Source organism: Pantoea sp. Acro-807, from assembly GCF_011752675.1.
Taxonomy (GTDB): domain Bacteria; phylum Pseudomonadota; class Gammaproteobacteria; order Enterobacterales; family Enterobacteriaceae; genus Pantoea; species Pantoea eucrina.
Genome location: NZ_VWXE01000001.1, coordinates 1,247,556 through 1,261,076 on the forward strand (window position 1 = coordinate 1,247,556; position 13,521 = coordinate 1,261,076).

The 13,521-nt window shown below is 56.5% G+C and carries 9 protein-coding genes and 1 pseudogene; 3 read left to right on the top strand and 7 right to left on the bottom strand.

Annotated elements, in window-relative coordinates:
• Nucleotides 1–143 precede the first annotated feature (143 nt).
• Nucleotides 144–455: pseudogene (locus F3J39_RS18980) on the bottom strand (replication protein); the annotation flags it as partial.
• 147 nt (nucleotides 456–602) lie between these two features.
• Between F3J39_RS18980 and F3J39_RS06010 the strand changes: the two are divergent.
• Both F3J39_RS06010 and F3J39_RS06015 read left to right on the top strand, forming a co-directional pair.
• Complete coding sequence (locus F3J39_RS06010; RefSeq protein ID WP_039385017.1) at nucleotides 603–1,292, top strand: helix-turn-helix transcriptional regulator; 690 nt, start codon at nucleotides 603–605, stop codon at nucleotides 1,290–1,292.
• A gap of 460 nt (nucleotides 1,293–1,752) precedes the next feature.
• A complete protein-coding gene (locus tag F3J39_RS06015; RefSeq protein WP_039385019.1) occupies nucleotides 1,753–1,965 on the top strand; it encodes a hypothetical protein in 213 nt (70 codons plus the stop codon).
• Nucleotides 1,966–2,044: 79 nt separating this feature from the next.
• On the opposite strand, the gene iraP is transcribed toward F3J39_RS06015, so the two are convergent.
• The 6 genes from iraP to putP all read right to left on the bottom strand — a co-directional run bounded on the left by iraP (nucleotide 2,045) and on the right by putP (nucleotide 8,891).
• The gene (iraP, locus tag F3J39_RS06020) at nucleotides 2,045–2,407 is read right to left on the bottom strand and encodes an anti-adapter protein IraP (RefSeq protein WP_071667935.1); all 363 of its coding nucleotides are present in this window, start codon (nucleotides 2,405–2,407) and stop codon (nucleotides 2,045–2,047) included.
• A 151-nt stretch (nucleotides 2,408–2,558) separates the two neighbouring features.
• Nucleotides 2,559–3,347: a phosphate starvation-inducible protein PhoH gene (gene phoH / locus F3J39_RS06025; RefSeq protein WP_039385023.1), complete on the bottom strand. Its 789-nt coding sequence runs from the start codon at nucleotides 3,345–3,347 to the stop codon at nucleotides 2,559–2,561.
• Nucleotides 3,348–3,875: 528 nt separating this feature from the next.
• On the bottom strand, nucleotides 3,876–5,156 hold the full coding sequence (efeB, locus tag F3J39_RS06030) for an iron uptake transporter deferrochelatase/peroxidase subunit (RefSeq protein WP_166713939.1): 1,281 nt from the start codon (nucleotides 5,154–5,156) through the stop codon (nucleotides 3,876–3,878).
• A gap of 2 nt (nucleotides 5,157–5,158) precedes the next feature.
• Nucleotides 5,159–6,274 (bottom strand): iron uptake system protein EfeO, encoded by a 1,116-nt coding sequence (gene efeO / locus F3J39_RS06035; RefSeq protein ID WP_108569598.1) that lies wholly within the window; start codon nucleotides 6,272–6,274, stop codon nucleotides 5,159–5,161.
• Nucleotides 6,275–6,315: 41 nt separating this feature from the next.
• Complete coding sequence (gene efeU, locus F3J39_RS06040; RefSeq protein ID WP_039385029.1) at nucleotides 6,316–7,149, bottom strand: iron uptake transporter permease EfeU; 834 nt, start codon at nucleotides 7,147–7,149, stop codon at nucleotides 6,316–6,318.
• Between the two features lie 257 nt (nucleotides 7,150–7,406).
• Nucleotides 7,407–8,891 (bottom strand): sodium/proline symporter PutP, encoded by a 1,485-nt coding sequence (putP, locus tag F3J39_RS06045; protein WP_094111037.1) that lies wholly within the window; start codon nucleotides 8,889–8,891, stop codon nucleotides 7,407–7,409.
• A 527-nt stretch (nucleotides 8,892–9,418) separates the two neighbouring features.
• Between putP and putA the strand changes: the two genes are divergently transcribed.
• Nucleotides 9,419–13,363 (top strand): trifunctional transcriptional regulator/proline dehydrogenase/L-glutamate gamma-semialdehyde dehydrogenase, encoded by a 3,945-nt coding sequence (putA, locus tag F3J39_RS06050; RefSeq protein WP_108569597.1) that lies wholly within the window; start codon nucleotides 9,419–9,421, stop codon nucleotides 13,361–13,363.
• Nucleotides 13,364–13,521 lie beyond the last annotated feature (158 nt).

A 13,521-nucleotide genomic window follows, 5' to 3' on the forward strand; every position in this document is an offset into this window, starting at 1 on the left:
GATTCGACACAATTCTCTGACGCAGAATTATTGTCTTTTGTCACAGTGTCTTTTGTATGCCTCTGTTTTGGTGACAGCGCTGTCGCTGATTTGGTGACAGCGACACCCTCCCGGTGACACCCCGGTATTTGCCACTGTGAAAGGTGTTTATTTGGGCCGATCATCGTCCCTTCCCGGATAAGCACACCCATCTGAATCAGCTCATTTTTTGCCTTGTTAACCTTCTGTCTTGGCAGCCCGGTTAACTGGCTTATCTGGCTGTCAGCAATACGGTCCATGCTTTTATTAAAGCCGCAGGTTTTCCGGCAAACGGCGTGTGCGACTTTGGCCTGATTTCGCGTCAGGCTGGCCCCTATCAGCTCCTCATACAGCGCGTTTGCCAGACGTGTAAATCCCTCTTCGGTATCTGCCATACTTGTCTCCACGGCCCGCAGTCCGGGCCTGATTAGCGTCATAAATTTTCACTTTTTTCTATACACGCACTTTCCGCGATGGCATTGTGGCAATGCATTTAAATAATGCGTATCACGCATATTATGAGTATAATCAAATATGCGCAAGGCGCTTTGCGTGTAACGCATAAAAAAGGTTAACTATCCGCTATGAAAATAGGCGATAAAATCAGACAGATTCGTAAAGCGAATAAGATGACCCTGAGTGAACTTGCCCTGCGTACAGATAGCGATGTGGGCAATCTGTCACGCCTGGAACGCGGCATACAGGGATACAGTGATGGTCTGCTACACAAAATTGCAGCAGCCCTGTCAGTTCCTGTTTCTGAGCTATTCTCTTCTAATGAGGCTAATGATACTGTAGATTCATACAGTGTAAGTTCCATTATAAAAAAGGGGAGAAAAGATGTGTACAGGATTGATGTTCTTGACGTTTCTGCAAGTGCCGGAGACGGGTCGCCGTCTAAAGATGTGGTTGAAGTCATAAGGTCTATTGAATATGTTCCGGATCAGGCGCGCGTGATATTCGGCAACCGGCCGGAAACCTCTGTTAAGCTGATCAACGTCCGCGGTGACAGCATGGAGGGAACCATTGAGCCCGGTGATCTCATCTTTGTAGACGTAGCTGTCAGTACGTTTGATGGGGATGGAATTTACGTCTTTGACTTCAACGGCGATATGTTCGTTAAGCGCCTGCAAAAAGTTAAGCGCGAAATTATCGTTATCTCTGACAATCCCCGTTATCGTGAATGGTCTATCTCAGAAGAAGAACTCTCTATGCTCCATGTTGCTGGCAGGGTAATGCTCAGTCAGTCCCAGCAGTTCCGACGTCACGGATAACCGCCCTCTTTTCAATCAGGCCCGCGTTATGCGGGCTTTTTTGTACCTGCCGCATTATTTTCATAAAATCTAATGTGAAAACATTAGCCTGGTTTGGTTTACCTCAAGCTGTTTTGTGCCATGCTATGCGTTTTACGCATAATGCCAGGGCGCAATAAATGGCGCCCCTGTAAGGTTGCGTCCCCTGCCAATTTGTGCAATGCATATTATCGGATTCAGGTGCCCACTCCTGACCGCAATGCGCCATCATCAGCAAACTCAGACCGCAGCTCTGCTCCACCTCTGCTAAACTGACCCGGCAGCAACATTCAGCAGGCATAAACCGGATGCGGGTATCAGCTACCTCTTTCGCTCAAACCTGCTGAAGGAGACGCCATGTTGCAGACACCTCCTGGATTGTCATCAACGTGGTCAGGGCCGTGGGGCCTGAAGAAACATATGTTTTATTAAGGAAAAAGTTATGGATGATGTAGATCTGGCACAGGAACGAGAAGCCGCTCATCTGGAGAGCGCCCTGTTTGCGCGTAAACCACGTCTGGTGAGCGCAACGGGCAACTGTATCTGGTGCAGAGATGAACGCGTTGTCGCCGATACTGCATTTTGCTCTGCAGAGTGCGGAGAGGACTATCACAAGCACCAGCGTGAAATGAAACAGCGTATTAACGGCGAATAAGCCAGCCGCGGCATGAATTTATGCCTGAAAAAAGCCTGAACGCGCGTTCAGGCTTGATTATCTGCTGTGTCTGGTCAGCTTACTTTTTAGCGGGTAAAGCGGGTTCAGCAGCCGCAACGCCGGTCAGCTCGCTCAGTCCTGCATGGTTAATTTCACCATCGGCTTTATCCACGGCCTGAGAGATAGTCAGCAGATTCTGCAATTCGCTTAGCAGAATAGCGGCATCGGACCTCAGCACCTCATCGCTTTCAGCGGAGTCGATAACCGTATTGATCGCTTTATTAGCCGCATCGATCATCTCCGTCACTCCACCCTGCCTGCTGACGGCCAGTACCAGCGCGCTAATCAGCAGCGACTGTGCTTCAACCCGGGCGGTCAGCTGTTTCATGTCCGCATCGATGTGCGATATTTTTGCCAGCATACTCAGGACGACGTTTTTCATTGGTTGTGCTCCCTGAAAAAAGATCAATCTTACCGCGTTAGCGAACCGCTGCAACTCTCATCACTCTGAAAGGTCGTCATGCTTTGCCGGTGAAATTAGGGACAGAAAAAAACCCGGCCGGGGCCGGGTTTATCAACGGGATGGGATGCTATCAGCCGTAGGCGTGCAGCGTGCGCTGGCAGAGTGCTGAGCGAACGCAGTCCTCTTTCGCAAAGCGCACCACGCCCACCATCTCATCCTCTTCAAAGCGCGCCAGCGCATCGGCAAGACCGGACTGGACGCTGGCGGGCAGATCGCACTGAGTAATATCACCGTTAACGATAACCGTGACGTTTTCCCCCAGGCGGGTCAGAAACATCTTCATCTGTGCAGCGGTGACGTTTTGTGCCTCGTCGAGGATAACCACTGCGTTCTCAAAAGTACGTCCACGCATATAGGCGAAGGGCGCAATCTCTACCTTGGCGATTTCAGGCCGCAGGCAGTACTGCATAAAGGAAGCGCCGAGACGTTTAACCAGAACGTCATAAACCGGACGGAAATAGGGGGCGAATTTCTCGGAAATGTCTCCGGGCAGGAAACCGAGATCTTCATCCGCCTGCAGTACCGGGCGCGTCACGATAATCCTTTCGATATCCTTATTGATCAGGGCCTCAGCTGCTTTTGCTGCGCTAATCCAGGTTTTACCGCAGCCAGCTTCACCGGTTGCAAATATCAGCTGTTTCGTTTCTATGGCGTTAAGATAGTGCGCCTGAGCTTCATTCCGGGCTGCAATTGGTGCCCGGTCGCGCACATCGCGCGCCATGCCAATAGCATCTAACCCGCCCATCTGCACCAGCGAAGTGACCGATTCTTCTTCGCGCTGACGATGACTCCGGGAGTCACTACGAAGCACACGACGAGCTTCACGACGCGCTTTGATCACTGCTTTCTGTCTTCCCATAGTGGCACCTTACAGTTGGTTTCATGAATCGCGACGGATCACCCGCGGCGATGACTTGAACGCTTTAGAGGTTACGTTGGCTTCCTTTTAGCCGTACTGATACACAAAACGGGGTGTACAACAGCGCCGAAACGCCGCAGCGCACCGGATAAAAACAAACGGGATGATGAAGATAGTGGATGAAAGATGAGTAAAACGTTGACAGGAGGCTCTCTCCCGCAGAGAACTGCGCTTGCTGTGTTACACCTGCTGGTTCCGGAATGGAACGCCTCATGCGCGAACTCCAGTGGCTGATGCCACAAAACTGACAACGCTTATGAGTAAAGTGAAACATAGCGCCGAAAATTTGCAACACTATTTTTACTTTTAGATGCAAATTAAGATTTGTTGTGGCGATGGCATCAGGCGCTTACCATAAAAAATTCAATTAAAATAATGCGTTATATAAAATGTTAAAAGGATCCTTTGCGGATCCTTTTGCAGAGCATAACGCTAATCTGCCGCAACACGCATTGCCGGAAGCAGGGTTCAGGCCTCAATCAGCGATTGACCAAGATAGCGCGTGACATCGGCGACGCCCGGCAGCGCAAAAAAGTAGCCGCCGCCGGTGGGTCGGACATACTCTTCCAGCGCCTCACCGTTAAGCCGCTGCTGCACTGCGATAAAACCTTTAGTGAGATCGTGCTGATAGCAGATAAACAGCAGCCCCATATCAAGCTGCCCTGCCCCGGTGATCCCGGCAGAGTAGCTGTAGCCGCGCCGCAGTATCAGGCTGTCCGCCGTCTCAGGCGTACGCGGGTTAGCGAGCCGGATATGGGCATCCAGCGCTATCACATCCCCATCCGGATCGCTGGCATAATCCGGCTCATCATGCTCATGATGCCCGCCAAGCGGCGCTCCGCTGAGCTTTTCCCGGCCAAAAATAGTCTGCTGCTCACCCAGCGGCGTGCGATCCCACTGCTCAACGCGGAAACGAATAATCCGCACCGCCTGGTAGCTGCCACCATGTGTCCAGGCGGGCTCCTGCTGATCGGCCGTAACCCACAACATTTTATTCATCAGCGCGCCGTTTTGCGCATCCGGATTCGCCGTACCGTCTTTAAAACCCAGCAGATTAATCGGGGTTTCCTGCCCGTTACTGCGCGCTGCGTGCTCAGGAATAAAGCCTTCGCGCCGCCAGCGTACCGCCAGCAGATCGGGAGCGTGTTTGATGATATCGCGCAGCGCGTGGATCACGGTGTCCTGACTATTGGCGCAGATCTGAATCAGTAAATCCCCGTGGCACTGGCTGGCGTCAAGCGAATCATTGGGAAAGCGCGTCATGGCCTGCAGCTGTGCAGGCTTGTGCGCGCCCAGCCCAAAGCGTTCGTCAAACAGCGAACTGCCCACGGAGAGCGTCAGCGTCAGGTTATCTGGTGCAATAGTGGCACCGAGAATGCCGGAGTCAGCCGGCGGCAGCTGCGCATTTGTCACCGCTGGTGCGGGTCCGCCCTGCGTCAGAAAGGCGAACCTCTCCGTCAGCAGTTGCAACAGACGCGTCAGCTCCGCTTTACCGTCGGCCAGCACGTCAAAGGCCACCAGCATCATGGCGGCCTGCTGCGGCGTCAGGATACCCGCCTGGTGCGCCCCGTAAAATGGTTGCACCTGCTGACGCGCATCAGGTGCAACCGTGCCCGGAGAAAAATGCTCTGCTGCTGCGCCAGCGTGGAACGGACAGCTGCCCCCGAGCGCAGCCGCACCGCCCAGCACACCCAGCCCCTGCAGTAACCGGCGACGTGCCGGCTGCATGGCATCATGCTGTTTAGCCATGGTTAATCGAGGCCCAGCGTGCCGCGCAGCAGCGAGAGATCTTCAGCCAGCACGGTAATCGGTGCTTTTAACGCATTGCGATCGGCCGCGGTCAGCTTCTCATAGGATGCGTAACCCTCAGCCGTACGGTATTTATCCAGTATTGCGTCAACTTTGCTGAAGTTAGTATCGATTTTTGCCAGAAGCTGCGGATTCCGCTGCTGCAACAGCGGGCGCAGCAGCGACACAATTTTCTGCGCGCCGTCGACGTTTGCCCGGAAATCAGACAGGTCAGTGCGGCTGTAACGATCCTCCTCTCCGGAGATTTTGCTCGAAGCCACCTCTTCGATCAGACCCGCTGCGCCGCCCACGACTTTAACCGGCGCAAATGCCAGCGCGCTGATGCGCGCCTGCAGCGCTTTAACATCGTCATTGAGCTGACTGGCGAAAGGCGCGGCACCGGTCGTTGTGCGATCGGCAAACAGCAGCTTCTCCAGGCGGTGGAAACCGGTGAATTTAGGATCCGCCGCTTTCTGCTCAAAATCATCTTCGCGTGCGTCGATACTGCCATCCAGATCGGAGAAGAGTTCAGCAACAGGCTCAATACGCTCATAGTGGGCGCGGGTCGGCGCATAGAGCGCTCTCGCCTTGTCACCGTCGCCTGCATTAATGGCTGCCGTAAACGCTTTGGTACTGCTTACCAGCGCGTTAACTTCATTCAGGACGTACGCTTTATAGTCGGCGATAGGCTGAGCCAGCTGCAGCAGCTCTTTCTGCTCTGGCGTTGATGACTGCCCCGATCCGGCCACCGTCAGTTTGCCTTTCGGATTACTCAGCAGGCCGCAGGTCATCTCATACTCACCCGCTTCCAGATTTGCCGTCAGCTTCTGCGTAAAGCCCGGCGCGATATTTTCCCGCTCCTCGACCACCATGACCCCTTTCAGGATCTCCCACTCCAGCGCTTTCTGGCTATGGTTTTTGATAATGAACTGGCTTTTACCCGCCGGCACGTTCATCGTCATGGGCTCACACTGTTTATCCGTAACGGTGACGGTGAACTGCGGGATCTCTGCAGCGGCTGCAGCCCCGGAAAGCAGCAGCGCGACGACAGAGGCGGTAGCGCGTAACGTGGTATTCATGATGGTATCCGTGTTAAAGAGTCAGGTTAAAACAATCGGGATTAGCGCAGGCTGCGTGCGGCAGCCGGAGCAGAAGGCGCCGGGAAAAAAAACAGCAGCAGCGCCGGCACCAGATAGAGCAGCCAGGCTGCAACCTCACTGACGCTGGGCGCTTCCTGATAGCCGAGCAGGCCTTCAAGCAGCGTACCGGCCAGAGAGTGCACAGAGAGCACGCTGCTTATATCAAACGCCGTTGCCTGGAAGTGGTTCCACAATCCCGCCTCATGGAAAGCGCGGATTGCGCCGGCCGCAAGCCCGGCGGCTACAAACAGAATGAACAGGCTGCTCCAGCGGAAAAAATGGGCCAGATTAAGCCGGACGCCGCCGTAGTAGATCAGCGTACCGAGCAGCGCTGCGGTCAGCAGGCCGAGCAGCGCGCCCGCAGGTGGGGCATAGCCCACATCCTGCGTAAAGGCCGCCAGCAGAAAGAACACCGACTCCAGCCCTTCGCGCGCTACGGCGAGAAACACCATAATCACCAGCGGCAGGCCGCTGCCGCCCCGCTTTGCCAGCGCCTGATCCACTGACTTCTCCAGCGTCAGGCGCATGCTGCGCGCAACTTTGCGCATCCAGAACACCATGGTGGTCAGCATCACGACCGCAATCAGCGCTACCACGCCTTCAAACAGCTCCTGCTGCTTCTGCGGAAACTCACCGGTAGTGGCATTGATGGCGATACCCAGTCCCGCGCAGAGCACAATGGCCGCTATCACCCCGCCCCACATCGCCGGGAACCACCGGGTGCGTCCGGTGCGCTTCAGATAGCTGGCGATCAGGCTGACAATCAGCGCCGCTTCCAGACCTTCACGGAGCATAATGAGAAACGGAACAAACATCGTTTGCCTCTTAAGTGTTTAGCAGGGTAAATCTGTCGTAAAAAAACGTAAAGCGCGAACGATATCGATTATCATTATCGCTGCAGAAAAAACAAGTCACTGCGGGAAATTATTTTGCTGCACAGGGGGGAGAAGTCAGGGGATGACTGTTCAGAAAGGTCGGCAGGATTGCGTTGCCTGACGCCTCAACGTAAAAAGGAGGCACATTACTGTGCCTCCTTTTTGATGGCGGTGCCGCAACGCACCGCGCGAATACCTTAATCTGCCTGGTATTCCGCTTCCGCAGCGGCAAAACGCTGCTGCGCGGCGGCGGAAGGTGCTTTGCCCGTCAGGCTGAAGACCACAATCGCGATGCTGGCAAAGATGAAGCCTGGAATGATTTCATACAGCTCAGCGTAACCGTACTGTTTCCACAGCAGCACCGTCGCGGCACCAATTACCATTCCCGCCAGCGCGCCGTTACGCGTCATGCGCTTCCAGCAGACACCAAACAGCACCACCGGACCAAACGCCGCGCCAAAGCCAGCCCATGCATAGCTCACCAGGCCCAGCACCCGGTTATCCGGATTGGATGCCAGGGCAATAGCAATCAGTGCAATCAGCAGCACCATGGCACGTCCGACCCATACCAGCTCCTGCTGGCTGGCATTTTTACGCAGGAAGCCCTTATAGAGATCTTCCGTCAGCGCACTTGAACAGACCAGCAGCTGGCAGCTCAGAGTGGACATGACCGCAGCAAGAATGGCCGAAAGCAGAATACCGGCGATCCACGGGTTAAACAGAATACGCGTCAGCTCAATAAAGATACGTTCTCCATTCTGCGTGACGCCTGCGGCCTGCGCCGGGTTATTCTGGAAGTAGGCGATACCAAAGAAGCCTACGGCAACCGCGCCCGCCAGGCAGAAGATCATCCATGCCATGCCGATGCGACGCGCAGTACGGATGGAGCGATGAGAGTCTGCCGCCATAAAGCGTGCCAGGATATGCGGCTGCCCGAAGTAGCCCAGCCCCCAGCCCAGCAGCGAGATGACCGCGACAAAATTGAGCCCCTTGAGCATATCGAGGTTCTCGATGCTCTTCTCGCGGATCACCGTCAGTGAATCATCAAAGCCGCCTACGGCGATAATGACAATCACCGGCGTCAGGATCAGCGCAAAAATCATCAGCGTCGCCTGCACCGTATCGGTCCAGCTCACGGCCAGGAAGCCGCCTACCAGCGTATAGAGAATGGTGGCCGCAGCACCCGCCCAGAGCGCAGTCTGGTAATCCATACCAAAGGTGCTTTCAAACAGGCGCGCACCGGCTACCACACCCGAGGCGCAGTAAATGGTGAAGAAAATCAGGATAACCACCGCGGAGATCACGCGCAGCAGCTTGCTTTTGTCTTCAAAGCGGCTGGTAAAGAAGTCAGGCAGCGTCAGGGCGTTATCGTGATGCTCGGTCTGTACACGCAGGCGACCCGCCACAATTTTCCAGTTCAGCCAGGCGCCAATCGTCAGGCCGATAGCGATCCAGCTTTCAGAGATGCCGGACAGAAAGATGGCACCAGGCAGGCCCATCAGCAGCCAGCCACTCATATCGGAGGCACCGGCTGAGAGCGCCGTAACAAAACTGCCCAGGCTGCGGCCGCCCAGAATATAATCATCAAAGTTTTTTGTTGACCGGTAAGCGATAAACCCTATCAACACCATCCCAAGGATATAGATAATAAAGGTCACCAGCATTGGTGTACTTATACTCATACTCTCTCCACTTATTATGTAATTGCTTAAGAGAAATTCTTTGCCCGCCCTGCCTCAGCAGCATTAGCCGGGCGTCTCCCTGGCGCGACGTATCACTTACCCTCTTTGTCACGGCAGTCGAATCAGCGCGGCAGCACCGGAACGGGGTGGCCACTGCGCGTTACCGCCGCCAGAGAAGCGAATTTCTCTTAAGGCGCGGTATCCTGCCGCAAAGGTGCGATGTGCACAATGGATTTAACACACCTGTTACCTGGGTTTCACCTCTCTTTCTCATTTCTTTGCTCAAAGGTTGCGCCCGTTCAAACTTTTGGTTGCACCAGAAACGCGGCTTTTTGCGGTTTAGTGAACCCGGTTGCAACTCTGGCGAGATTCTTGCAGCAAGAAACGTGCCGTTTCTTTACAGTTAACAAACAAACGGCTTTCAGGCATGCAACCTGGGTCACATTTAACACGGTTGCACAAAGTTGCAACATGAGTGATAGTGCAGCCCACGCTGATGTTGATTTATTTTTCAAGACGAGGAATTCATGGGAACAACTACCATGGGGGTGAAGCTGGATGAAGCCACCCGCGAGCGCATTAAGCTGGCAGCACAGAAGGTCGATCGCACATCTCACTGGCTGATTAAGCAGGCTATTTTCAATTACTTAACCCAGCTTGAAGCGGGCGAGACCCTGCCGGAAATTCCCCTGCAGGCCAGTGAAACCACGGCAGAAGAGAACCTGCCCGAAGAGAGCCTGCAGCCGTTCCTCGACTTTGCTGAACACATTCTGCCGCAGTCGGTTACCCGCTCCGCAATTACCGCCGCATGGCGCCGGCCCGAGACGGAAGCGGTGCCGATGCTGCTGGAGCAGGCGCGCCTGCCCGCTCCGCTGGCAGAGAAAACCCATCAGCTGGCCTATAGCCTTGCCGACAAGCTGCGGCACCAGAAAGGTGCAACCGGACGCGCCGGAATGGTGCAAAGCCTGCTGCAGGAGTTCTCCCTCTCCTCGCAGGAGGGCGTGGCGCTGATGTGCCTGGCAGAAGCGCTGCTGCGTATTCCGGATAAACCCACCCGCGACGCGCTGATCCGCGACAAAATCAGCAACGGCAACTGGCAGTCGCACCTGGGCCGCAGCTCATCCATGTTTGTTAACGCCGCGACCTGGGGCCTGCTGTTTACCGGACGCCTGGTCTCAACCCATAACGAAGCGAGCATGTCCCGCTCGCTGAACCGTATTATCGGTAAAAGCGGCGAGCCGCTGGTGCGCAAAGGCGTAGATATGGCCATGCGCCTGATGGGCGAGCAGTTCGTTACCGGCGAGACCATCGCTGAGGCGCTGGCCAACGCCCGCAAGCTGGAAGAGAAAGGCTTCCGCTACTCCTACGATATGCTCGGTGAAGCGGCCCTGACCGCCGCCGATGCGAAAGCCTATCTGCTCTCTTATCAGCAGGCGATCCATGCGATTGGTAAAGCCTCCAACGGCCGCGGCATTTATGAAGGCCCGGGCATCTCGATCAAACTCTCTGCGCTGCATCCGCGCTACAGCCGCGCCCAGTACGATCGCGTTATGGAAGAGCTTTATCCGATCCTGAAATCGCTGACGCTGCTGGCGCGTTCATATGACATCGGCATTAATATCGATGCCGAAGAGGCCGATCGCCTTGAGCTGTCGCTGGACCTGCTGGAAAAACTCTGCTTTGAACCTGAGCTGGAAGGCTGGAACGGGATTGGCTTCGTGATTCAGGCTTACCAGAAACGCTGCCCGATGCTGATCGACTCGCTGGTCGATCTGGCACAGCGCAGCCGTCGCCGCCTGATGATCCGTCTGGTGAAAGGCGCCTACTGGGACAGCGAAATCAAGCGCGCGCAGATGGAAGGCCTTGAAGGCTATCCGGTCTATACCCGCAAGGTATATACCGATATCTCCTATCTCGCCTGCGCCCGCAAACTGCTGGCGGTACCGAGCCAGATCTACCCGCAGTTTGCCACGCATAACGCCCACACGCTGGCCGCTATCTATAATCTGGCGGGTAATAACTACTATCCGGGCCAGTATGAGTTCCAGTGCCTGCACGGCATGGGCGAGCCGCTCTATGAACAGGTGGTGGGCAAAGTGGCCGATGGCAAACTCAGCCGTCCCTGCCGTATTTACGCGCCGGTGGGCACGCACGAAACGCTGCTGGCTTACCTGGTACGTCGCCTGCTGGAAAACGGTGCCAACACCTCCTTTGTTAACCGGATCGCCGATAAGAGCCTGCCGATAGATGAGCTGGTTGCTGACCCGGTGGTAGCGGTAGAAAAAATGGGCGCAGCCGAAGGCGCCGTGGGTCTGCCACATCCGAAGATCCCGCTGCCGCGCGATCTCTATGGCGACAAGCGCCCGAACTCCGCGGGTCTCGACCTCGCGAATGAACATCGCCTCGCCTCACTCTCCAGCGCCCTGCTGAACAGCGCCAGCCAGCCATGGGTGGCCCAGCCGATGATCGAGGGCACCCTGGAAACGGGTGTCAGCCAGCCGGTACTGAACCCGGCGGCGCCGGCTGACGTGGTCGGCAGCGTGCGCGAAGCCACCGAAACCGAAGTCTCTGCCGCGCTGGATGCGGCGGTCGGCGCCGGACCGATCTGGTTTGCCACTCCGCCAGCCGAGCGCGCGGCGATCCTCGAGCGTGCCGGTCAGGCGATGGAAGCGCAGATGCAGCAGCTGATTGGTCTGCTGGTGCGCGAAGCGGGCAAAACGTACAACAATGCCATCGCCGAAGTGCGCGAAGCGGTAGACTTCCTCTACTACTACGCCGGTATGGTACGCGATGATTTTGACAACGAAACGCATCGTCCGCTGGGTCCGGTAGTCTGTATCAGCCCGTGGAACTTCCCGCTGGCGATCTTTACCGGCCAGATTGCCGCCGCGCTCGCCGCAGGCAATAGCGTGCTGGCAAAACCGGCCGAGCAGACGCCACTTATCGCGGCGCAGGCGGTGCAGATCCTGCTGGATGCAGGCGTTCCCGCCGGCGTGCTGCAGCTGCTGCCCGGCCAGGGTGAAACCGTGGGCGCACAGCTCACCGGCGATGAGCGCGTGCGCGGCGTTATGTTCACTGGCTCAACCGCCGTGGCAACGCTGCTGCAGCGTAATCTTGCCGGTCGTCTCGATCCGCAGGGGCGCCCGACACCGCTGATCGCAGAAACCGGCGGCATGAACGCCATGATCGTTGACTCCTCTGCCCTCACCGAACAGGTGGTGGTGGATATCGTTGCCTCCGCGTTTGACAGCGCCGGCCAGCGCTGCTCGGCGCTGCGTCTGCTCTGTATTCAGGAAGATGCCGCCGATCACACCATTAAGATGCTGCGCGGCGCGATGGCGGAGTGCCGCATGGGCAACCCGGAGCGTCTTTCAACTGATATCGGTCCGGTTATCGACCAGGAAGCGAAAGCGGGCATCGAGCGTCACATTCAGGCGATGCGCAACAAAGGCTTTACCGTTTATCAGGCGGTGCAGGAGAATGCGCAGGACCGTAAAGAGTGGGAGAGCGGTACCTTTATCAAACCCACGCTGATTGAGCTGGATCAGGTCAGCGATCTCGATAAAGAGATCTTCGGACCGGTGCTGCACGTGGTGCGCTTCTCACGCAGCAGCCTGCCGCAGCTGATTGAGCAGATCAATGCCACCGGCTATGGCCTGACGCTTGGCGTACATACGCGTATTGATGAAACCATCGCTCAGGTTACTGCAAACGCGCACGTCGGCAACCTCTATGTGAACCGTAATATGGTCGGTGCCGTAGTTGGCGTGCAGCCGTTTGGCGGCGAAGGCCTCTCCGGTACCGGCCCGAAAGCGGGTGGCCCGCTCTATCTCTACCGCCTGCTGGCACATCGTCCGGATGGCGCGCTGCGCCTGACCTTCGATCGTCAGGATGCTGAGCAGCCGGTTGACAGCAGCGTGCGTACAACACTGATGGGCGCACACCAGGCGCTGCAGAACTGGGCGCAGGATAAGCCAGCATTGCAGGCGCTGTGCCAGCGCTATGATGAGCTGTCGCAGGCGGGCACGGTGCGTCTGCTGCCGGGTCCGACGGGCGAACGCAACACCTTCAGCCTGCTGCCGCGTGAACGCGTGCTCTGCCTCGCCGACAATGAGCAGGATGCGCTGATCCAGCTGGCTGCGGTTACCAGCGTGGGCAGTCAGGCGCTGTGGCAGGATGATGAGCTGCATCGTGGCCTGCTGAAATCGCTGCCGTCTGCCGTACAGCAGCGCATCCGGCTGGCAAAAGATGCCCTGTCCGGTGAGTTCGATGCGGTGATCTACCACGGTGATGCCGATCAGCTGCGTACGCTGTGTGCCGATATCGCGGCACGCGAGGGCGCTATTGTTTCCGTCCAGGGCTTTGCCCGCGGAGAAACCAATCTGCTGCTGGAGCGGTTGCTGATTGAACGGTCGCTGAGCGTCAACACCGCGGCAGCAGGCGGCAACGCCAGTCTGATGACCATCGGTTAAACCCCCGGTTCATCACAGTAAAGGGCCCCCTGCGGGCCCTTTTTTATTGCGGGTTTGCCAGGGACGCATGAATGCGTCCCCTACGTTTGGCATTGTTATCCCCGTAGGGGCGCCATTAATGGCGCCCGAACATCACCATCGACGCATAAATACCCAGT

Excerpts from the sequence above, each read along its gene's own strand:
- efeU (WP_039385029.1), bottom strand. The coding sequence starts at position 7,149 with ATGTTTGTTCCGTTTCTCATTATGCTCCGTGAAGGTCTGGAAGCGGCG.
- efeO (WP_108569598.1), bottom strand. The coding sequence starts at position 6,274 with ATGAATACCACGTTACGCGCTACCGCCTCTGTCGTCGCGCTGCTGCTT.
- putP (WP_094111037.1), bottom strand. The coding sequence starts at position 8,891 with ATGAGTATAAGTACACCAATGCTGGTGACCTTTATTATCTATATCCTT.
- phoH (WP_039385023.1), bottom strand. The coding sequence starts at position 3,347 with ATGGGAAGACAGAAAGCAGTGATCAAAGCGCGTCGTGAAGCTCGTCGT.
- putA (WP_108569597.1), top strand. The coding sequence starts at position 9,419 with ATGGGAACAACTACCATGGGGGTGAAGCTGGATGAAGCCACCCGCGAG.
- F3J39_RS06010 (WP_039385017.1), top strand. The coding sequence starts at position 603 with ATGAAAATAGGCGATAAAATCAGACAGATTCGTAAAGCGAATAAGATG.
- iraP (WP_071667935.1), bottom strand. The coding sequence starts at position 2,407 with ATGAAAAACGTCGTCCTGAGTATGCTGGCAAAAATATCGCACATCGAT.
- F3J39_RS06015 (WP_039385019.1), top strand. The coding sequence starts at position 1,753 with ATGGATGATGTAGATCTGGCACAGGAACGAGAAGCCGCTCATCTGGAG.
- efeB (WP_166713939.1), bottom strand. The coding sequence starts at position 5,156 with ATGGCTAAACAGCATGATGCCATGCAGCCGGCACGTCGCCGGTTACTG.